General features: G+C 41.3%; 18 protein-coding genes and 2 pseudogenes. 17 read left to right on the top strand and 3 right to left on the bottom strand.

From position 1 onward, the window contains the following. The first annotated feature begins 75 nt into the window (after positions 1 to 75). Positions 76 to 978 carry an arginase gene (gene rocF / locus ABFG93_RS10585; protein WP_347552704.1) on the top strand — a complete coding sequence of 301 codons (903 nt, stop codon included), beginning with the start codon at positions 76 to 78 and terminating at the stop codon, positions 976 to 978. 25 nt (positions 979 to 1,003) lie between these two features. On the opposite strand, the gene ABFG93_RS10580 is transcribed toward rocF, so the two are convergent. Further along, entirely contained in the window at positions 1,004 to 1,213 is a 210-nt protein-coding gene (locus ABFG93_RS10580; RefSeq protein ID WP_347552703.1) for an aspartyl-phosphate phosphatase Spo0E family protein, read from the bottom strand. A gap of 223 nt (positions 1,214 to 1,436) precedes the next feature. Between ABFG93_RS10580 and sigW the strand changes: the two genes are divergently transcribed. From sigW to ABFG93_RS10535, 9 genes and pseudogenes are all read left to right on the top strand, one after another. Further along, a complete protein-coding gene (gene sigW / locus ABFG93_RS10575; RefSeq protein ID WP_347552813.1) occupies positions 1,437 to 2,000 on the top strand; it encodes an RNA polymerase sigma factor SigW in 564 nt (187 codons plus the stop codon). A 16-nt stretch (positions 2,001 to 2,016) separates the two neighbouring features. Beyond that, positions 2,017 to 2,646 carry an anti-sigma factor gene (locus ABFG93_RS10570; protein WP_347552702.1) on the top strand — a complete coding sequence of 210 codons (630 nt, stop codon included), beginning with the start codon at positions 2,017 to 2,019 and terminating at the stop codon, positions 2,644 to 2,646. 155 nt (positions 2,647 to 2,801) lie between these two features. Continuing rightward, positions 2,802 to 3,620: a diadenylate cyclase CdaA gene (gene cdaA / locus ABFG93_RS10565; RefSeq protein WP_347552812.1), complete on the top strand. Its 819-nt coding sequence runs from the start codon at positions 2,802 to 2,804 to the stop codon at positions 3,618 to 3,620. Then, positions 3,620 to 4,861, top strand: coding sequence for a CdaR family protein (locus ABFG93_RS10560; RefSeq protein WP_347552701.1), 1,242 nt, complete (start codon positions 3,620 to 3,622; stop codon positions 4,859 to 4,861). The genes cdaA and ABFG93_RS10560 overlap by 1 nt, the downstream gene beginning before the upstream one ends. 39 nt (positions 4,862 to 4,900) lie before the next feature. Then, positions 4,901 to 6,244, top strand: coding sequence for a phosphoglucosamine mutase (gene glmM / locus ABFG93_RS10555; protein WP_347552700.1), 1,344 nt, complete (start codon positions 4,901 to 4,903; stop codon positions 6,242 to 6,244). A gap of 461 nt (positions 6,245 to 6,705) precedes the next feature. After that, a complete protein-coding gene (gene glmS, locus ABFG93_RS10550) occupies positions 6,706 to 8,511 on the top strand; it encodes a glutamine--fructose-6-phosphate transaminase (isomerizing) (protein WP_347552699.1) in 1,806 nt (601 codons plus the stop codon). A 125-nt stretch (positions 8,512 to 8,636) separates the two neighbouring features. Next, positions 8,637 to 9,272, top strand: a complete 636-nt coding sequence (locus tag ABFG93_RS10545) for a spore coat protein (RefSeq protein WP_431522070.1) — start codon at positions 8,637 to 8,639, stop codon at positions 9,270 to 9,272. Between the two features lie 165 nt (positions 9,273 to 9,437). Then, positions 9,438 to 10,009 (top strand): annotated as a pseudogene (locus tag ABFG93_RS10540) (LysE family transporter). A gap of 63 nt (positions 10,010 to 10,072) precedes the next feature. Next, complete coding sequence (locus ABFG93_RS10535) at positions 10,073 to 10,831, top strand: YqcI/YcgG family protein (RefSeq protein ID WP_347552698.1); 759 nt, start codon at positions 10,073 to 10,075, stop codon at positions 10,829 to 10,831. Between the two features lie 121 nt (positions 10,832 to 10,952). On the opposite strand, the pseudogene ABFG93_RS10530 reads toward ABFG93_RS10535, so the two are convergent. After that, positions 10,953 to 11,764, bottom strand: a pseudogene (locus ABFG93_RS10530) (amino acid permease). A 44-nt stretch (positions 11,765 to 11,808) separates the two neighbouring features. Then, positions 11,809 to 11,997: a hypothetical protein gene (locus tag ABFG93_RS10525; RefSeq protein ID WP_347552697.1), complete on the bottom strand. Its 189-nt coding sequence runs from the start codon at positions 11,995 to 11,997 to the stop codon at positions 11,809 to 11,811. 80 nt (positions 11,998 to 12,077) lie between these two features. On the opposite strand from ABFG93_RS10525, the gene ABFG93_RS10520 reads away from it, so the two are divergent. The 7 genes from ABFG93_RS10520 (at position 12,078) to ABFG93_RS10490 (ending at position 21,301) form a co-directional block, all read left to right on the top strand. Next, the gene (locus ABFG93_RS10520; RefSeq protein ID WP_347552696.1) at positions 12,078 to 13,046 is read left to right on the top strand and encodes an arginine deiminase family protein; all 969 of its coding nucleotides are present in this window, start codon (positions 12,078 to 12,080) and stop codon (positions 13,044 to 13,046) included. Between the two features lie 138 nt (positions 13,047 to 13,184). Beyond that, entirely contained in the window at positions 13,185 to 13,502 is a 318-nt protein-coding gene (locus ABFG93_RS10515; protein ID WP_347552695.1) for a metal-sensing transcriptional repressor, read from the top strand. 13 nt (positions 13,503 to 13,515) lie between these two features. Beyond that, the gene (locus ABFG93_RS10510; RefSeq protein WP_347552694.1) at positions 13,516 to 15,921 is read left to right on the top strand and encodes a heavy metal translocating P-type ATPase; all 2,406 of its coding nucleotides are present in this window, start codon (positions 13,516 to 13,518) and stop codon (positions 15,919 to 15,921) included. A gap of 24 nt (positions 15,922 to 15,945) precedes the next feature. Further along, the gene (copZ, locus tag ABFG93_RS10505; RefSeq protein WP_347552693.1) at positions 15,946 to 16,152 is read left to right on the top strand and encodes a copper chaperone CopZ; all 207 of its coding nucleotides are present in this window, start codon (positions 15,946 to 15,948) and stop codon (positions 16,150 to 16,152) included. 138 nt (positions 16,153 to 16,290) lie between these two features. Beyond that, on the top strand, positions 16,291 to 17,010 hold the full coding sequence (locus ABFG93_RS10500; protein ID WP_347552692.1) for a ZIP family metal transporter: 720 nt from the start codon (positions 16,291 to 16,293) through the stop codon (positions 17,008 to 17,010). Between the two features lie 108 nt (positions 17,011 to 17,118). Beyond that, positions 17,119 to 19,233, top strand: a complete 2,115-nt coding sequence (locus tag ABFG93_RS10495; RefSeq protein ID WP_347552691.1) for a heavy metal translocating P-type ATPase — start codon at positions 17,119 to 17,121, stop codon at positions 19,231 to 19,233. Positions 19,234 to 19,522: 289 nt separating this feature from the next. Further along, positions 19,523 to 21,301, top strand: a complete 1,779-nt coding sequence (locus ABFG93_RS10490) for a PTS mannitol-specific transporter subunit IIBC (RefSeq protein WP_347552690.1) — start codon at positions 19,523 to 19,525, stop codon at positions 21,299 to 21,301. Positions 21,302 to 21,311 lie beyond the last annotated feature (10 nt).

The raw sequence follows: 21,311 nt of genomic DNA, 5'->3' as shown, positions 1-21,311 counted from the left end.
AGACCTGTCCAGTTGAGTCATTCAAGAAGATAAGGGTAGAATAGAGAGAGACTAAGATACGAGGAGGACTACATATTGAATAAACAACTTTCGATTATAGGAGTACCAATGGATCTTGGACAGATGAGGCGCGGGGTGGACATGGGACCTAGTGCGATTCGCTATGCAGGAATTGTTGAGCGCTTAACGAAATTAAATTATGACATTGAAGATCTTGGGGATATTGAAATCGGTCGACCTGAGCAGCCGCCTGAAGAACAGGATCATCAATTAAAGAATTTGAAAGAAGTAGCGGATGCGAGTGAGAATCTCTCAAACGTGGTGAGTGAAGTTGTTAATGGTAAGCGTTTTCCGCTTGTATTTGGAGGGGATCATAGTATTGCGATTGGAACGCTAGCTGGGGTTGCCCGTCATTATGAAAATCTGGGCGTTATCTGGTATGATGCCCATGGAGATTTAAATGACTCAGCCACCTCCCCATCCGGTAACATTCATGGAATGCCACTTGCTGTGAGCCTTGGAATTGGTGACGAGTCGTTAACTGGTATTTCTGGGTATAGTCCTAAGGTTAAGCCAGAGAATATTGTCATTATTGGTGCTCGTTCCCTTGATGAGGGAGAGAGAGAATTAATTAAAGAAAAAGGTATCAAAGTTTACACCATGCATGAAATTGATCGTATGGGAATGACTAAGGTGATGGAGGAAGCCATTGAGTATGTTTCCAAAGGTACTGATGGGGTTCACTTGAGTCTGGATCTCGATGGACTTGATCCGCATGATGCACCAGGTGTTGGTACACCAGTTCTGGGGGGGATTAGCTATCGTGAGAGCCACCTCGCAATGGAGATGCTTGCTGAATCAGATATCCTTACTTCTGCAGAGTTTGTTGAAGTGAACCCTATCCTCGATGAGAAGAACAAAACAGCTACAGTGGCTGTTGCTTTAATGGGCTCATTGTTCGGAGAAAAATTAAAATAAGATAAGAAAACAGCGGCTTTCTCAATTAGAGAGCCGCTATTTTTTTATTCCGACATTGATCATATTCATTCAATAAATAATCAAGGTAAGTACTGATTTCTATAATTTCATTAGAGCTTAAGGGCTGATTTCTGGCTAATAAATTCATTTTCTTACGAGAAGCTTCAATTTCTTCAAGCAAATAATCTTCATCCCGTACGATCCGGAAGTTCATTCTTCGATTCAACCTGACCATAAGCCGAACCACCCTTTCCATAATTTATTCCCTAGATACCCACATTTTTTTAGTGATAAACCCTTTTTTTTAGGAATATATGTAATTTCATTAAAAACATTAAAACAATCGTGCTAAAATAGGGGAGGACGATTTAAAAAAGTTTTTATAAAAAATTGAAACTTTGTTTTTCCTGATACGTAACTATAATAGCCGCAGGAATCAGCGGGGGTTGAGAGAAGATATGGATGCCATTGTAAAACGAATCATATTGCAAGTGAGAAAAGGAGATCATAACGCGTTTGGGGAGCTTGTGGAGCTCTACAAAGACAGAGTCTATACTCTAACTTACCGAATGCTTGGTAATAGGCAAGAGGCAGAGGATGTGGCACAGGAGGCGTTTATTCGTGCATATACGAATATCGACCGTTATCAAATTGATCGAAAATTCTCCACGTGGTTGTATCGGATTGCTACGAATTTGTCAATTGACCGGATGCGTAAAAAGAAGCCGGACTATTACCTTGATGCTGAAATCTCTGGAACGGATGGGCTAACGATGTATTCCCAAATTTCTTCAGGAGAAGAGCTTCCTGATGATGAAGTTGTTTCCCTTGAAGCGCAGAACGATATACATCGTGCAATTTTGAGTCTTCCACCGAAGTATCGAAGTGCAATTACTCTGAAATACATTCAAGAATTATCACTGAAAGAAATTAGTGAAATTTTGGACCTTCCACTTGGTACAGTGAAAACCCGAATACATCGAGGTAGAGAAGCGCTTAGGAAGAAGCTTCGAGAGCAATGAGAAAGGGGGAGAAGCTATGAAATGCCCTGCAGAAATAATTGCGATCATGCATAATGTTCTTGATGAAGAAGCGACAAAGGAGCAGCGACGTCAGCTATTTGATCATTTACAAACATGCGGTGATTGCAAAGAACATTATGAAGAATTAAAGAAAACGCAATCGTTTCTCCTCAGCTCGCCTTCTATGAAGGCACCCGATGGTTTTACATCAAAGGTAATGCAGCAGCTTCCACAGGAGAAACGAACTTTCTGGATTAAGCGCTGGTTGAAGTCGCATCCAATCGTAACGGCGGCTGTTTTGTTTCTGGCTTTAATGGCCGGATCAGTCTATTCATCCTGGACGAGTGAGGACCAGCTGTCTGCGTTGTCTGGTAACCTGAGGTTTGATCAAGAAACCAATACGGTGATTGTACCAGAGGGTGAAGTGGTTGAAGGTGATTTAACCGTAAAGAACCGCAATCTTGAAATAGAAGGTCAGGTTAGAGGAGATGTGCTGGTCATAAACGGTGAGCAGTATATGGCCTCTGCCGGACAGGTTACCGGCGATATTAAAGAAGTCGATCATATCCTTGATTGGACCTGGTACCAGTTGAAGAATATTTTTAACGAATTGGGAAATTTTTTCACTGAGGAAGATTCTAAATAACCGTCCATCTGGGCGGTTTATTTAGTATAAGAGAAAATGTGCTGTTTTTTGAACGTGTGATATTTGTGATATAATTAAAAAGTTATAAATGTATTTTAGCAAAGTATTGAAGTGTACATCAGGCTAAATACAATACGTTTGGAGGAAGAGCCGTGCTGCCTGTTGCAAATGTTAATGTATTTGATTACATAACTGAAATAATAGACATTTTACTTGTTACCTATGTGATATATAAGATTATTATGCTCATTCGAGGCACTAAAGCTGTTCAGCTCTTAAAGGGAATAACAGTGATTATTGCAGCATGGTTTTTAAGCAGCTTTTTCGAGCTCAATACCCTGCACTGGATATTGGAACGGGTGGTTCTCTATGGTCTTCTCGCTATCATTATTATATTTCAACCAGAGTTACGAAGAGCTCTTGAACAACTAGGGAGAGGGCGATTTTTTACTCGATCAGCCGTTGAGGAAGAAGAGACTAACAAGATGGTCGAAGCGATCATTAAATCTTCTTCATATATGGGAAAACGTCGTATTGGTGCACTGATCTCTATTGAGCGGGAAACAGGACTAAATGATTATGTAGAGACTGGAATTCCTATGAATGCTAAACTGACTTCAGAACTTCTAATTAATATTTTTATACCAAATACACCACTGCATGATGGAGCAGTCATTATGAAAAAAGATGAAATTCTAGCTGCAGCCTGCTACTTACCATTATCCGAGAGTCCTTTTATATCGAAAGAGCTTGGAACAAGACACCGAGCAGCGCTCGGCATTAGCGAAGTTACAGACAGCCTTACTCTGGTGGTTTCTGAAGAGACTGGGAGCATCTCCCTGACAAAGAATGGAGAACTCCATCGAAATTTATCTGAGGAAGTATTACGAGAGTTACTGATTACAGAATTAAACCCTGCTATTTCGAAAACCGAGACTTCCAACCGCTTTAGCAATTGGAGGGGGAAAAAGTAATGGACAAATTGTTAACGAGTAACTGGTTTGTCAAAATCATCTCTTTTCTTCTCGCTCTTATGCTCTACACAATTGTCGCTATGCCGGATGCATCTACGACATCGAGGGGAGAAAGCTTTCTAGAGCCGGAGTCCGAAACTGAACGAATAACTGACATGGAACTTGAAATTCTGTATGATGAGGAAAATGTGGTGGTATCTGATCTACCTGAAACGGTAGATGTGATTGTCGAAGGTCGTACAGATGGTGTTATGCTTTCAAAGCTTACCAACAAAGAAATTTATGTAGATTTGCGTAATTTAACACCAGGGCAGCATCTTGTCACGGTGAAACACCGCGATTTTCCTGAGAATGTAGATGTGACCATTGATCCAGTCAGAGTTTCGGTGACGATTGAAGAAAAGAAAGCAACTAACTTTCAGGCTGGTATTAACTTGCTAAAACAAGAAGAGCTTCCAGAAGGTTATACAACCGAAGAGCCAATCGTATCTCCTAAAACAGTTACTGTGACGGGGGCGAGGTCGAAGCTTGAAAAAGTTGCTTTTGTTAGAGGGTATGTTGATGTAAGTGGTGCTAAGGAAGAGGTCAATGAACGGATTACACTGAACGTGTATGATGCGAATATGGATGAAATACAGGGGCTTTCGATTGATCCAGCAGTGGTTGATGTGAAAGTACCGATAAAAGCACCTTTCAAGAAAGTACCGATTAAGCTTGATCAGGAGGGGAAGCTTCCTGAAGGGATCAGCATCTCGTCAATTGAACTTGATCCTGCTGAAGTATCCGTATTTGGACCTCGGGAAGATCTCGAAAAATTGGAATTTTTGGATGGTATTCCGTTAGATCTATCAGATATTTCGAAAGATACAACAGTTGAACTTGATATTCCTGTTCCGGAAGGTATGAAGAAAGTTGATCCGGAAAAAGTTAAAGCAACGATTAAAGTAGGCAAAGAGGATGAGAGAGCTTTCAATGACGTTCCCATTGAGGTTACCGGCGTGTCTGAAGGGCTAACTGCCAATGTTTCAGAACCAGACAATGGTGTCACTGATATGACTTTGTATGGTGATGCCAGTGTGCTTGAAAATGTTCAAACCAATGATTTTCAGGCTTATATTGATGCAAGCGGGCTTTCTGAAGGTAATCATGAATTGAATTTACAATGGAACGGACCATCCTATGTTCGTTGGACCGGTTCACCTAAAAAGGTCACTCTTACGATAGAAAATAGTACATCCTAGTATTACGAATTGCATGATAATAAAGGAGAGAATATAACGATGGGAAAATATTTTGGTACAGATGGTGTGCGAGGTATAGCAAACACTGAGCTAACTCCTGAACTTGCATTTAAACTTGGCCGTTTTGGTGGATATGTATTAACGAAAGATGCACAAAAACCTAAAATTTTAATCGGGCGTGATACACGCATTTCAGGATATATGCTGGAAGGTGCATTAGTTGCAGGACTATTGTCCATAGGCGCTGAAGTCATGCGTCTTGGTGTTATATCAACTCCGGGAGTTGCTCATTTGACAAAGGCACTTAGTGCGCAAGCTGGTGTGATGATTTCTGCTTCTCATAATCCAGTTGGAGATAATGGTATTAAGTTCTTTGGCCCGGATGGCTTTAAGCTTCTTGATGCTCAAGAAGACGAAATTGAGGCGCTTATTGATGGCGATGAAGATACGGTTCCGCGTCCTACTGGATCAGATCTTGGGATTGTAAGTGACTATTTCGAGGGTTGTCAGAAATATCTTCAATACTTAAAGCAAACTGTGGATGAAGATTTTTCTGGTCTTCACATTGCGCTTGACTGTGCACACGGTGCAACATCATCTCTCGCAGCTCACTTGTTTGCAGATCTTGAGGCAGATATCTCTACAATCGGTACAAATCCGACAGGAACAAATATTAATGATGGCGTAGGTTCAACGCATCCTGAAACGCTCGCCGAGTTCGTAAAAGAAAAAAATGCCGATCTCGGATTTGCGTTTGATGGAGATGGCGATCGCCTGATTGCAGTAGATGAAAATGGAGAAATCGTTGATGGCGATCAAATCATGTTTATCGTTGCTAAGTTTATGAAAGACCAGAAGCGTCTTCGCCATGACACGGTTGTCTCTACAGTGATGAGTAACCTTGGTTTCCATAAAGGAATGGAAGAAGCAGGTGTCACGTCACTTCAAACAAAAGTTGGCGACCGCTATGTAATGGAAGAGATGCGTAAAGAAGGCTATAACCTTGGTGGTGAACAGTCTGGGCATATTATCTTCCTTGATCATATTACAACCGGCGATGGCATGCTCTCGGCGCTTCAACTAGCTAACATTATAAAAGTAACCAATAAATCTTTATCAGAGCTTGCAGGTGAAATGACGAAATATCCGCAATCGCTTGTGAACGTAAGAGTAACGGATAAAACAAAAGTGGATACGAACGAGCATATTCAAGAAACGATTCAGCAGGTTGAGAGCGATATGAACGGCGAAGGCCGAATTCTGGTTCGTCCTTCAGGCACAGAACCACTAGTACGCGTTATGGCTGAAGCTCCAACAAAAGAGCTCTGTGAAGAATACGTAGACCGTGTTGTAAAGATGGTTGAGCAGGAACTTGGCGCTTAATCGACAAAAACGCACACTTTGTACGAATGGTATGCATATGTGGCACAGATCAAGCCACATATGCATACATTTTAATATCTTTAATAACCCTTTCTCTCGTATTGAAAGTTAATGAAACAAAATGAAAAAAAGAATTGACCAGCATTTTACAATTGATGTAGTATAATAGTTATGTTTAAACTTATTCAAGAAGGGAAAGAGAGGGGAGTTAGGTTAGTTTGTAATTAAAAGCGCCTGGACTGTTTTCGAACGGAAGAAAGCAGTTGACGAGGAAGAGGTTTATCGATCATCGGCGGATACCTCTCGATTGCTACACCACAATCGAACGGTTTTGTGAAAAACAGAGAGGTGACTTTCTGAACAAAAGCAAAGCCATGGTGACAAAAAGCTATTAATCGGAAAAGAAGGGGCAGGTCTGCCCCGCTGTACGCCTGCTCCTTCAACTGAAGGAGGACTTTTACATGTGTGGTATTGTTGGATATATTGGAAATCAGGATGCTAAAGAAATTCTATTACGAGGTCTGGAGAAGCTTGAATACCGTGGGTACGACTCAGCTGGTATTGCGCTTCTTAATGACGGTGGACTACACCTTTTTAAAGAGAAAGGCCGCATAGCCGATCTTAGAAAAGCGGTGGATACAAGTGTGGAAGCAACAGCAGGTATTGGACATACACGCTGGGCAACACACGGTGAACCAAGTCAGGTGAATGCTCACCCACATCAGAGCACTACTGAACGTTTCACACTTGTTCATAACGGTGTAATTGAAAACTATCAACAAATCAAACGTGACTTCTTATCCGAAGTTGATTTTGTAAGTGCAACAGACACTGAAGTTGTTGTTCAACTGATTGCAAACCTTGTCGATGAACAAAATATGACTGTGGAGGATGCTTTCCATCAGACATTGAAAGAACTTCATGGCTCTTATGCACTTGCACTAATTGACAATGAAAATCCAGAAACATTATACGTAGCGAAGAATAAAAGCCCACTTCTTGTTGGAATTGGTGATGAGTTCAACGTAGTGGCAAGTGATTCAATGGCAATGCTGCAAGTAACTAGCAAATTCATCGAACTTATGGATGAAGAAGTTGTGATTGTAAAACGTGATTCTGTCACGATTAAAGATATGAACGGCAATGTGATGGAGCGCGAGCCATTCACTGCAGAAATTGATGCTAGTGATATCGAAAAGGGAACGTATCCTCACTATATGCTGAAAGAAATCGACGAGCAACCGCTTGCGATTCGTAACATCATTACGAAGTATAAAGATGACAATGATAACATCAAACTCGATGAAGATATTCGTGAAGCTATGAAGGAATCCGATCGCATTTACATCATTGCATGTGGCACAAGTTACAATGCAGGTCTTGTTGGTAAACAACTTATTGAGAATATTGCAGAGGTGCCTGTTGAGGTGCATATTGCAAGTGAGTTCCTTTACAACATGCCGCTTGTTTCAAAGAAACCACTCTTTATCTTTATTTCACAAAGTGGTGAAACAGCAGACAGCCGTGGAGTACTTGTAAACGTGAAGAAAAAGGGTTTCAAGTCGCTTACGATTACAAACGTACCAGGATCAACGCTTTCTCGTGAAGCAGATTATACACTTCACACGCATGCAGGGCCTGAAATCGCAGTTGCTTCAACCAAAGCATACACTGCACAAATGGCAGTACTAACACTACTCGCTGTAGATACTGCACAGGCTAAAGGAATGAAGCTTGACTTCAACCCTATTCAGGAGCTTGGTATTGTCGCGACTGCAATGGAGTCAATGATTGATCAGAAGGAAATGATCGAGGGCGTTGCGCGTAATTTCCTTTCTGTTTCACGTAATGCGTTCTTTATTGGCCGTGGAGTCGATTATTATGTATGTCTTGAAGGAGCACTTAAGCTTAAAGAGATTTCCTACATTCAAGCTGAAGGCTTTGCTGGTGGTGAGTTGAAGCACGGTACAATTGCTCTTATTGAAAAAGGAACGCCTGTTATCGCACTTGCGACCCAAAAACACGTTAACGGAAGCATCCGTTCAAACGTACAGGAAGTTGTTTCTCGTGGAGCTTCACCATGTATTATCTCGCTAGCGGGTCTTGATGAAGAAGGCGACACTATTGTTCTTGATGAGGTTCATGAGCACCTTACACCGCTTGCATCTGTTGTGCCGCTTCAACTGCTTGCATACTATGCAGCACTGCACAGAGAATGTGACGTGGATAAGCCAAGAAACCTTGCAAAATCAGTAACTGTTGAATAGATATTTATTTGAGAGAACGGTCATTTCGAACTGAAATGGTCGTTCTTTCTTTGCCGTCGTACATCTGTTAGAAGGAAGTTGGAGATAGTAAAAGCTGTACCTAACCTTAAGAAGGAGGAATACAAATGCAGCGTCCAACCCAAGTGAATCAGCAGATGCAAACTAGCACTCCAATGGCGCAGAACACAAATTCCATTCAAAATCACAATCACGGAGGGCATGAATTATTTGATGCCCATGAGGTTATTGCGGGAATTATCAATATGCTGGATCAATACCAGATGTATGATCAGCACATTCAGGATCCAGAATTGAAGGGGATTCTGCAGCGCCAATCTTCGTTTGTAATAACAATGTACAATACGATTGTCCAAAGCTTTCAAACAGGTCAAGATCCTATGACACCAACTCAGCAATATAAGATGCAGCAAAACAATGATGTGGTGTATGGGGTTAAGCCCGGTCAGCCTAAGAAGCCGAATCAGTCTGTGAACGATCTATCAGATCAGGGATTATCAGCTTATATGCTGGGGCATACGAAATCATTAGCTTCTCTTTTAACGATGACCGCTCTTGAGATGACAAATCCTGTGCTCCGCCGCGTTGTGGCTGATAGTGTACCGAATTTTATTGAACAGAGTTATGAAATCTTTCTTTACCAGAACAAACATGGTTATTATCAGGTACCCCAACTAATGGAGCAGGATATGAATACAATGCTTCAAAGCTATGCACCGGTCCAACAGGGCAGAATGCAGTAATAAGGAAAGCTTGAGCGCTGATGCGTTCAAGCTTTTTTTGGTGTGAAACGGAATTAATACTTACAGGCATGTCCGAATAGACTGATACGGAATAAGCTGAAGGGTGGTTGAATATGAGCATTTTTCGTCAGTTATATATTGTTGGGATTGTCTCTATCAGCACCAATGGGACCGATCAATGCAGGACAGTTGGACAGAGGGATTCGTTTCGGATTTATGAATGCCTGGCTGGTAGGGTTTGGAGCTATGGTAGCGGACGGAATTTTTATGATGCTCATTTACTTTGGACTTGCGCATATTGTCGATACGCCATTTATGAAAACATTCCTATGGTTATTTGGTTTTTTTGTATTAACGTATACCGGAATTGAAAGCATTATGAAATCTGATTCTATTGTAGGGGAGCGGAAAGATGGTGGTCAGGAAACAAACATTAAATCGTTTCGAATCGGTTTCTTTATGGCCATATCGAATCCGTTAAATATTTTATTCTGGTTGGGGATTTATGGATCGATTCTTGCACAAACGTATATGGAACCTCACAGCTTCTCGTTTATAGCTTTGGGATATTTATTGGTATTGCAGCATGGGATCTAACAATGGCTACTGTTGCGACAGATGCGAGGGTTTGGATTAATCCTGAAATTCTAAAGCGAATTTCAATACTTTCAGGATTGATCTTAATCGGATTTGGCATTTATTTTGGTGGTCAGGCCATCAGAATGTTAATTGGATAGACAGACACCTAATGTTTTCCCTCCTAATAGGATAACGCGTATAGGATTAAGGAGGGCGCATTTATGGAGTTGTATACAAAGAGATGGATTGAAGGACATCGAGAAGAATTTGATGACTGGAAGTTTTCCGCCTTTACCTATTTTAAAGAAATGATTGAAGATAACGAAAACCCATATCCATGTATTCCAGGCAAGCTGGGGTTTCATAACGACACACTACGTTTTGGTTTTGCGGGTGATCCACAAGATGATGAATCAAGTAATCAATTAGGAATATTATTAAAGCAATACAGTGAAGTTTCGCGGGATACTGGGAAGTATACATCGCTGGTTGTGTTATTTGATTCAAGGTTGATTGCCCCACAAGAAGCAAGTGTAGACAAGTTTCAATCATTATTCTGGACTCTTATAAATAAAGTTCATGAATTGGATGAGAAACCATGGCCAGGACACATACCGAAAGACCCACATAATTCTGAATGGGAGTTCTGTTTTAATGGGGAACCTTATTTTGCTTTCTGTGCAACACCTGCCCATTCGGTTAGGAAAAGTCGACACTTTCCCTACTTTCTTATTGCTTTTCAACCTCGGTGGGTGTTTGATGAGATCAATGCGGAGACCGCGTTTGGAAAGAAGCTAAAGAAGGCGATTCGCAAACGACTTCTTTCGTATGATGGGATTGAGGCTCATCCAGCGTTAAAGTGGTATGGAGAGCAGGATAATTATGAGTGGGAGCAGTATTTCTTATCTGATGATGATTCTTCACTATCTAAATGTCCCTTTACTGCATTGAAGAATAAATGGAAGGGAATCCGTTCATAACTTGGCTTTCTCTTCAGCTTAAAATAAGTAGCAGCGGCTATGATGAGGATAAAACCGATACTCGCAAAAAAACCAGCTCGACTGATCTGATCAAATAGTGTTCCGATGACAGCTATGAAAATCAGAATAAAGCCAGCACGAATTTAATATAGTCACTCTTAGTGTTTGCCATTAGCTTTTGGTAAGAAAAAAGAATGAAAACCCAGTTATACAGGAGTATTAATCCAGCAGCAGTGGTCATGTATTCGAAAATATTCTCGGGTAGAAGCAATGCTATTCCAATCGAAATTATAACAAGCAGTGTGGTCAGTCCAAAAGCAGGAAGCGAGACCTTTCTGCTTTTTTTTGCGAAAAAGGCAGGAGCGTCACCTTCTTCTGCGAGCGTAACGACCATAGAAGTGACGGCAAATAAAGAAGCAACCATCGTTGAAAATCCAGCAATGATTAAAATAGCGTTAAACACGTGTTGAATCCACGGTAGATCATATTGTGTTAAGGCTGTGAGAAAAGGACTTTCATCAAGGTTAATTCCTTAGTTGGAGTGAGTTTCAATACTAAAGCAAATGACAAAACATAGATAATCGTTAATATCGATAACATGATCTTTCCGGCTTTTGGTGCGTCTTTTGGATCCTTTAACTCCTGTGCCATCAACCCCATGACCTCAATACCGCCAAACGCATAGAATGCGTAAAGCAGTGCAATCCATAGCCCGACCCCGTTAGTTGAAAATAACGATGGCGTTTGAGGTGAGGCTGAACTCTCCAGTGGATCGAGCCAACCAAGTAGTGCCGCTGCACCGGTGATCAAGAACATTACGATGGCGGCGACCTCCATAATACCGAAAAGGTTCTCCATTCGTTCTACAAGCTGAACTCCTACTAAAATAATTACAAGGCCAAGTGCTGCAAAAATGGATGCGGTTATCCAGATCGGAACGTTGGGGAACCAGAACTGAGCGAATATCGCAAGAGCGGTTAGTTGGCTTCCGTGATAAGCATTTCGGATGACCAGTAAACCCAGCCGTTGCTAAAACCTGCCCATGAACCAAAAGCTTGTTTAGCGTATGTACGAAATGATCCTTTCTCAGGATGTTTGGCACTCATGTTAGCGAGAGCTTGATACACAATCCACGTTCCACACCCTGTTAGTAAATAGGCAATCATTACGGAGGAACCAGCATTTTGGATCGCTATACTTGACCCGAGAAAGTATCCTTTTTCTTTTAGAGGAGACAGTAAGAAAGATGATGAGTCATAAAGGAGCTAAAGCGATGAAGTTCAATCTAAACTGCTGGAATGAACAAGATGAGTTGAAAACGGTAGTTGTATGTTCTCCCTCGATTTTAGAAGTTTCTGATCAACAAACAGCAACGGACGTGCAGTGGGAAAAGCAGGTCGATCAAGAAAAGGCAAGAAGGAACCATGAAGAGATGGTTAGCGTAATGGAGAAAGCGGGAGTCATAGTAGTGGATTACTCCACTTATTTATCGACAGATGACTTAGCGCTTAACGAGAAGCTAATTAATCGGTGCTTTGTGCGTGATCTCGCCTGTGTGTTTGGGCACATCCTTCTTCCTGGGGCTGCTGGCACATCGATGAGGCGTCCGGAATATTTTCAGTCTCATCGGATTTTCCAGGAGTGGTTTGATGAAAAGAAGTTCCTCATTCAAGCCAATAATAAGTTAAAAGCTCTGGAATACGGAGATGTGATGGTATTGAATAAAGATGCCGTCTTCATTAATACGGGTATTCGGACAAGCATTGAGAGTGTGGAAGCGTTGCAAGGGCATTTATTTCAAGCTGGATTTTCAGAAATTGGGCTTATCGATTTACCGAGACGCCCTGATACGATGCACCTTGATATGAATGGTAATGTAGCGGGGGCTGACGTGTTTATTGCGAAAAGCTATATGAGTTATTTTCCTGTTCTGGTTCGGAGAGAAGATGGGTTTAGCTTTCAAATGACAGGTGACTTTTTGAACAGGCACGGGTTTGCTGTAGAGTGGATAGAGCATATCAAACATACCATTGCGGATATCAATTTCTTAAACCTGAATCCTGAAACCATATTGATTAGTACGAAAGCTAACAAAAGCCTATTTAAAAACCATCCAACATTGAAAAAGAAAAAATTAGTGGAAGTAGAGGTTAATGAGCTCGAAAATGGAGGCGGAGGTATCCGTTGTATGACGCTACCACTCGAGCGGGGATAAAGGAAAGAACAACCGTCAATCTATATATCCTGCTAAAATGCAGGATTTTTTCTTTGGATAAAAGAGGAGCATTGTAGTTGACTCTTATACCTAAGGGGGGTATATTGGTTGTAAGAAAACCAGAAGGAGTTGATCGGTTTGGAAGAAGAAAACCTCTCAGTGCAACCAGATAAGCGTCCCTCTGAACCAAGAACGGAAGAAGAAAAGCAACAGCTACAGAATCGATTAAAGCGAATTGAAGGTCAAATACGTGGTATACAAAAGATGGTCGGGGATGATCGGTATTGTGTTGATATCCTTATCCAGCTATCAGCCATTCAAGCTGCATTAAAAAAGGTTGGGTATACGTTACTCGAGCGACATACGAAAACGTGTGTAGCGAGTTCGATACAAGAAGGTGACGGTGATCATCATATTGAGGAATTAATGAAGGTGATCCAACAATTCTCCAAATAAGGAGGTGAGAGCTTTGGGTACTAGGAAGCAGTTGTCTCTTGATGTAACCGGTATGACCTGTGCGTCATGTTCATCAAGAATTGAGAAAGTATTAAATAAGATGGATGGCGTTGAAGCAAACGTCAATCTCACGATGGAAAAAGCAAGCGTCACGTATGATGGGGAGAAGGTAAAGACAGAGGATATTGTTAGCAAAATTGAAAAACTAGGGTATGGTGTTCGTAAAGAAAGAGTTGAGCTTGATATCCATGGAATGACTTGTGCGGCTTGTTCAACCCGGATTGAAAAAGGATTGAATCGTACGACAGGTGTGGACACGGCATTTGTAAATTTGACAACTGAATCTGGTGTAGTCGACTATCAACCTGGTGCAATTACAATCGATGATATTTTACAAAAGGTTAAGAAATTAGGGTATGAAGCGGTAGTAAAGAAAGATCGAGACGATCAGAAGTCCCATAAGGATGAAGAGATAAAGAAGAAAAAGCTTCATTTAATGATTTCTGCTATCCTGTCGTTGCCATTGTTATACACGATGCTTGCTCACCTTCCATTCGATACGGCTATTCCGGTACCGGAATTACTGATGATGGGGTGGTTTCAGTTTCTTCTGGCAACACCGGTTCAGTTCTACATCGGCGCTCCATTTTATACAGGGGCCTATCGTGTACTGGTAAACAAAAGTGCGAATATGGATGTTCTGGTAGCGCTTGGAACATCAGCAGCTTATTTTTACAGCGTCATTGAAGGGATCAGAAGTTACCTTAATCCATCTTACAATCCTTCTTTATATTTTGAAACAAGCGCGATTCTCATTACGCTTATTTTAGTCGGAAAGCTATTTGAGGACCTTGCGAAAGGAAGAACAACACAGGCGATCACAAAGCTTCTTAATCTTCAGGCGAAAGAAGCAAGTGTAATTCGTGAGGGTGTTGAAGTAAAGGTGCCTGTTGATCAAGTTCAAGTCGGTGATATGATCGTCGTTCGTCCTGGTGAGAAAATCCCTGTAGACGGTATCGTTAAAAAGGGAGCTTCATCAGTAGATGAATCCATGATAACTGGAGAATCGATTCCGATTGAAAAAGCTGAAGGTTCAAGTGTGATCGGTTCTACAATGAATGAAAATGGCACGTTAACGATGAGGGCAGAGAAGGTTGGTAAAGATACTGCGCTTGCTGGAATAATAAGAATTGTGGAAGAAGCTCAAGGGTCAAAGGCCCCAATTCAAAGAATGGCAGACGTAATTTCAGGAATTTTTGTTCCAATTGTAGTTGCGATTGCAGCGATTACGTTTCTTGTCTGGTATTTCCTTGTTGATCCATACAATTTACCACAGGCTCTAGAAGCAGGGATTGCTGTACTTGTGATTGCCTGCCCTTGTGCGCTCGGTTTAGCAACACCAACCTCAATTATGGTAGGGACTGGAAAAGGTGCTGAGCAGGGGATTCTTTTCAAAGGCGGGGAATTTCTGGAAGGAACCCATAAGGTTGATGCGATCTTGCTTGATAAAACAGGAACGATCACAAAAGGGAAGCCAGAAGTGACCGATTTTATCGTATTTGGAGATGATGAGAAGAACGTTTTAAAACGATTGATTGCGGCAGAAAAAGCATCGGAGCACCCTCTGGCAAGATCGATTGTTCAATACGGATTGGAGAAAGAGGTAAAGGTAGAAGAAGCAGAACAGTTTGAGGCGGTACCTGGCCATGGTATTGTGGCTGCTGTTCAAGAGAAGCAGATTTTTGTAGGTACGAGAAAGCTTATGAAGCGGGAGCAAATTGCGTTCTCTCAATTTGAAGAGCAAATGGCTGAATTTGAAACTGAAGGTAAGACCGCAATGTTTATTGCGTTTGATGGTGAAGTGCAGGGGATTATTGCAGTAGCAGACACCGTTAAAGAGACTTCAAAAAATGCGATCCGAGAGTTGCGCTCGCTTGGTATCGACGTGTACATGATTACTGGTGATAACAGACGAACTGCTGAAGCCATTGGTAAACAGGTTGAGCTAAACGGTGTGTTTGCGGAAGTCCTGCCTGAGGAAAAAGCAAATAAAGTGAAGGAATTACAGGAGCAAGGGAAGAGGGTTGCAATGGTTGGAGATGGCATTAATGATGCCCCAGCTCTTGCTACGGCTGACATTGGAATGGCGATTGGAACTGGAACAGACGTTGCGATTGAAACCGCAGACGTTACACTCGTTGGCGGAGATCTTGAACATATTCCAAAAGCGATTCACTTAAGTCGGAAAACGATGCGTAATATCCGTCAGAATTTATTCTGGGCGCTATTCTATAATTCGATTGGTGTTCCAATTGCCGCTATTGGTCTATTAGCACCGTGGGTGGCAGGAGCAGCGATGGCGTTCAGTTCCGTATCCGTTGTGACAAATTCGCTTCGCTTAAAACGTATTAAGCTTTAACTATTTCATGGAAGGAGAATGATAATGGAACAATCTACACTGAAAATCGAAGGTATGACATGTGGTCACTGTAAATCTGCTGTAAAAACAGCGTTGAAAGAACTTGAAGGAGTCTCGGATGTGGAAGTGAATTTAGAAGAAGGCACAGCAAATGTTTCGTATGATCCTTCTACTGTCTCTGTCTCAGCCATGAATGAAGCAGTCGAAGAACAGGGATATGATATCGTTTAAACAGTAAGCCGGAGAAGAGGAGGAATCCTTTCTCCGGCTTTTTAAATCATAAGTTTCCGCTCCTGTTAATATAATGCGCTGATGGGGATCAGACACATGTCTGACCCCTCCATAGCAAAAAAGGAGTGATATGAACCGATGATAATCCCTACTTTGATTAATCTTTTTTTCATTGGTTTTGGCGGGTTGATCCTTGGCTCAGCTGCAGGTTTGTGGGCTTATACATATTATCAGCATCGTTTAGAAGCGCTCTATTTAATCTGTGGGGGAATGTTAATCGGTGTTATTTCACTTGAATTGATACCGGAGAGCGTACAGTTATTTAATTTCTGGGCGCTCCTCGTCGGGGTTTCGCTTTCTTTAAGTTTATTTATTTGTATGGATAGCGCCCTCCATGTGAAGTTTAGTGAAAAAAGCTATCTCCCTCTTATCGCATTCGTATTTGCTATTCTATCTCACAATATACCAGTAGGAATTGCGCTTGGAATGAACAGTAACAGCGGGGAATTTGGAATGGCGCTACTTCTAGCGTTGTTCATCCATCATCTACCAGAAGGGGTCGCCCTGTATATTCTAACTAGAATTAGTGGAATTAACGGCGTGTTTGTGTTAGTGGCTGCTTGCGTGGTAACGATTGTCTTAGCGCTATCTGCCTGGTTAGGCTTGGAATCCCTTCAGTCGAATCACGTGAATGGTATTTTTATGGGGATTGCTATAGGTTCTTTATCTTACGTAGCGATTCATGAAATAATAGGCAAAGTAAAAGGACGAGTTTTTAAGAGGGAGTTGTTTTTGTATACAAGTCTGGGAATACTTTTATTATCTCTTTACCTTCAGATTTCTCATAAATTCTTTTGACATCATCCATAAGATTCAGTAATATTGTAATTAGCTTAATATGAACACATGCTCATATATTGAATAATATAGAATAGAAAGAAATGTTGAAGAAAGGAGTGCACATCGATGAAAGAGTACCGACTTAAAGGGTTATCATGCCCCAAATGCGCAGCTGGCATCGAACAACAGATTCATAAACTTGAACATGGTGAAACAGCTCACATTCAGTATAACTCGGGGAAATTGAAACTCGATGAGAAAGTCAACCTCGAACAAGTTAAGAAGATTCTAGCTTCAGATCATGCTTCTCTTATTAAAGAAGATGAAGGGCATAATCATGAACAGAATCATAATCATACAAAAATAAAGTTGTATCTTGGTATTTCTACTGGTGTCTTCATCCTTGCTCTTCTTTTGGACGGGATGAGTAATATTTCAGGTGTACCGTTTTATCTAGCAGCTATTATTTTGAGCGGTTACCAAACATTTATTAAAGGACTAAGAAATTTAACAAAGCTTACATTTAATATTGAAGCATTGATGACCATCGCCTTAATTGGAGCTGTATCTATTGGAGAGTGGAAGGAAGGAACTCTTGTCGCGATCCTATTTGGTCTTAATGAATACCTTGAAGGGCTTGGGATGGAGAAGGCGAGAAAGTCTATGGAATCGCTTCTTAAGATCGCTCCGAAAGAAGCCATTTTAATCAAAAATGGAAGAGAAGAAACAGTCTCCATTAATGAGCTAAAGGTAAACGATCTTGTTCTTGTTAAATCAGGTGCAAAGATTCCATCAGATGGAGTAGTTGAAACTGGAAATAGCTCTGTAAATGAAGCGGCTATAACCGGAGAAGCCATGCCTGTAGAAAAAGGTGCTGGGGAATCGGTTTTTGGAGGGAGTATTAATAACGAAGGAATTCTTCGTGTTAAGATTACGAAAGCTTATGAAGATTCCTCACTCGCAAAGATCTTGCATTTAGTAGAAGAAGCTCAGGAAACAAAAACGCCTACAGAACTCTTTATTAATCGTTTTTCAAGATATTATACCCCGATCATTATGCTTATTTCAGCCCTCGTTATGCTTGTTCCACCTTTATTCTTAGGTGGGATATGGGGAGAGTCGTTTTATCAAGGACTGGCTGTTCTAATTGTAGGTTGTCCATGTGCGCTAATTCTATCGTCACCAATCGCGAATATCTCAGGTATTACCCGTAATGCCCGTAACGGTATTCTCGTAAAAGGATCGGTCTATCTTGAGCAGCTGGGCAAAATTGATACGCTCGCTTTTGATAAGACCGGTACGCTTACTAAAGGTGCACCATACGTTGAGAAGTACGAAATATATGATCGGGAACATTTCCTGACAGTGTCTGCAGCTGTTGAAAAGCATTCTTCTCATCCGCTGGCAAAAGCGATTATGTCGAAAGTAAATGACCTTCCCTATCGTGAAAAAGAGGCAAGCAATATCGAAACCGTCTCGGGTCAGGGCATTATTGCTGAGGTTAATGGGGGAAAGTATTGGGTAGGAAATGAAAAAAGTGTTAGGCATGTTTCAATCCCTACCGATATACAATCATCTATAGAAGAAATGAAACGTGATGGATTAACGCTTGTAATCGTAGCAAATGAGACGAGTATCCTAGGTATGTTTGGCATCGCAGACGAAATTAGAGAAGAAAGTGAATCGGTCATTAAGGCCCTTCATACTGCAGGGATTAAGAACACCGTTATGCTGACAGGGGATCATGAGAAGACAGCAGAGAAAGTCGCTCACCGTGTTGGCGTAAGTTCGTATTTCGGTGGTCTTCTACCGGAAGATAAGGTTCAAAAAGTGAAACAGCTTACGCGTGAAGGAAAAGTAGCGATGATCGGTGATGGCATTAATGATGCCCCAGCCCTCGCTTCAGCTGACCTAGGAATCGCAATGGGTAAAGGAACAGATAGTGCGATTGAAACAGCAGATATCGTATTGATGCAGGATCACTTTGGTAAATTGCCAGAAGCTGTATCTATTGCCAAACGAGTTAATCGCACGATTCGGATTAATATTGCGCTTGCCCTTGGTTTAAAGCTGATCGCACTTCTGCTTACAATTCCAGGACTATTAACGTTATGGATTGCCATCCTGTCTGATATGGGGGCAACAATCCTAGTTACCCTTATCAGCTTAACGATCCTCTGGGAACGAAAGAAAAAAGAAAGTTCCAGCTATCAAACTGAAACGGAACCTCAGCATTCGTAAATGAAACCTCTGGATCTCCAGAGGTTTTTCTTTATGGAAAAGAATAATCTCCAATTATTAGTAGAAAAACGTTTGTTGTTTAATCGTGTCAACAAGTGCTGTGCCGAATTTGGGTTTGGATTTCGTTGTAAACAGGCCTTAATGCACTTATGATTGTAAGTGACAAAGAGAGACTTTGCGTACCGGGAATAAGGGCTTCATTTAAGCGAAAATACTATAAGATAATGTCAACAAGTCCCCTGACGAAATGAAAACGCTTTAAGCGGTACGGAGAAAGGGAGGATATATAATGAGTGAACAAAACTCGACAGAGAAAGCTGGATTTAAGGTAAAGGTTCAGCGGTTCGGTAGTCATTTAAGCAGTATGATTATGCCGAATATTGGTGCGTTTATTGCTTGGGGTCTCATTACGGCACTATTTATACCTACTGGATGGTGGCCAAATGAGAATCTAGCTGAGTTAGTAGGTCCAATGATTACCTATCTACTTCCACTCCTAATTGGTTACACTGGGGGTAAAATTGTTTATGGCGGACGAGGCGGAGTAGTTGGTGCTACAGCTACAATGGGTGTCATTGTCGGAGCAGATATTCCGATGTTCCTAGGCGCTATGTTAATGGGACCACTTGGTGGTTATGCGATTAAGAAATTTGACGAGGCCATCCATGGTAAGATCAAATCCGGTTTTGAAATGCTTGTTAATAATTTTTCAGCAGGGATTATCGGCGGTATTTTGACAATACTAGCGTCAGTAGCCATTGGACCAGTGGTGCTTGGTCTAAATAAAGCACTAGCAGCAGGAGTACAACTTATTGTCGATGCTGGTTTACTGCCTCTGGCAAGTATTCTCATTGAACCAGCTAAAGTGCTATTTTTAAATAACGCGATTAATCACGGTATTTTGAGTCCGCTCGGTATTGAACAGGCTGCAAATACTGGTAAATCAATTCTTTTCTTATTAGAATCTAATCCAGGACCAGGTCTTGGGATTCTACTTGCATTTTGGTTTGTTGGAAAAGGTACAGCAAAACAGACGGCACCTGGTGCAGCAATCATCCATTTCTTTGGTGGTATTCATGAAATCTATTTCCCATATATCTTGATGAAACCAGCTTTACTTCTTGCTGTTATTCTTGGAGGAATGAGCGGAGTATTCACTTTAACAATTTTTAATGCAGGACTTATCGCACCACCTTCTCCAGGTAGTATTTTTGCGCTAATGATTATGACACCGCGTGGAGGTTATCTCGGTGTGATCGCAGGCGTGCTTGTTGCTACAATAGTTTCATTCCTTGTTGCATCGTTTATCTTGAAAAGATCAAAAGATACTGGCGAAGACATTTCAGAAGCAACTGAGAAAATGGAAGCAATGAAAGGGAAGAAAAGTAGCGTTTCATCAAACTTAAAAACGAATATTGAAGATACTAAAGAAGAACAAACAACTTCTTACGGAGAGATTCAGAAAGTCGTCTTTGCATGTGATGCAGGTATGGGATCAAGTGCAATGGGGGCATCTGTACTTCGTAATAAATTTAAAAAAGCAGGGTTAACAGAAATCGAAGTAACAAATACGTCAATTAGCAACCTGCCGAATGATGCAGATCTTGTTATCACGCATCAGGATCTAACGGATCGAGCCAAAGATAAACTTCCTAAAGTGCATCATATTTCGGTTGAAAACTTTATGAACAGTCCGAAATACGATGAACTTGTTACGGAATTATCATCGCCCGGACAAGCTCCAGTGAAAGAAGAAGAAACTACACCGGAACCGGTTAGTAACAAAGAAATTAATAAGGTTGTCTTTGCATGTGATGCAGGTATGGGATCGAGCGCGATGGGAGCATCTGTACTTCGTAATAAGTTTAAGAAAGCAGGCTTACAGGATATTGAAGTGACAAACACGTCAATTAGTAACCTTCCTGATGATGCTGATTTAATTGTGACGCATCAAGATTTAACTGATCGAGCGAAAGCAAAACGTCCTGATGCTGAGCATATCTCGGTTGCGAACTTTATGAATAGTCCGAAATACGAAGAGCTTGTTGAAACGTTAAAAAATAGGTAAAGCCGGAATT

It is taken from the genome of Pseudalkalibacillus hwajinpoensis, assembly GCF_039851965.1.
Classification (GTDB): Bacteria; Bacillota; Bacilli; order Bacillales; family Guptibacillaceae; genus Guptibacillus; species Guptibacillus hwajinpoensis_E.
Note: the sequence above shows the minus strand (reverse complement) of the source record. Positions and strands in the feature narration are given on the sequence as shown.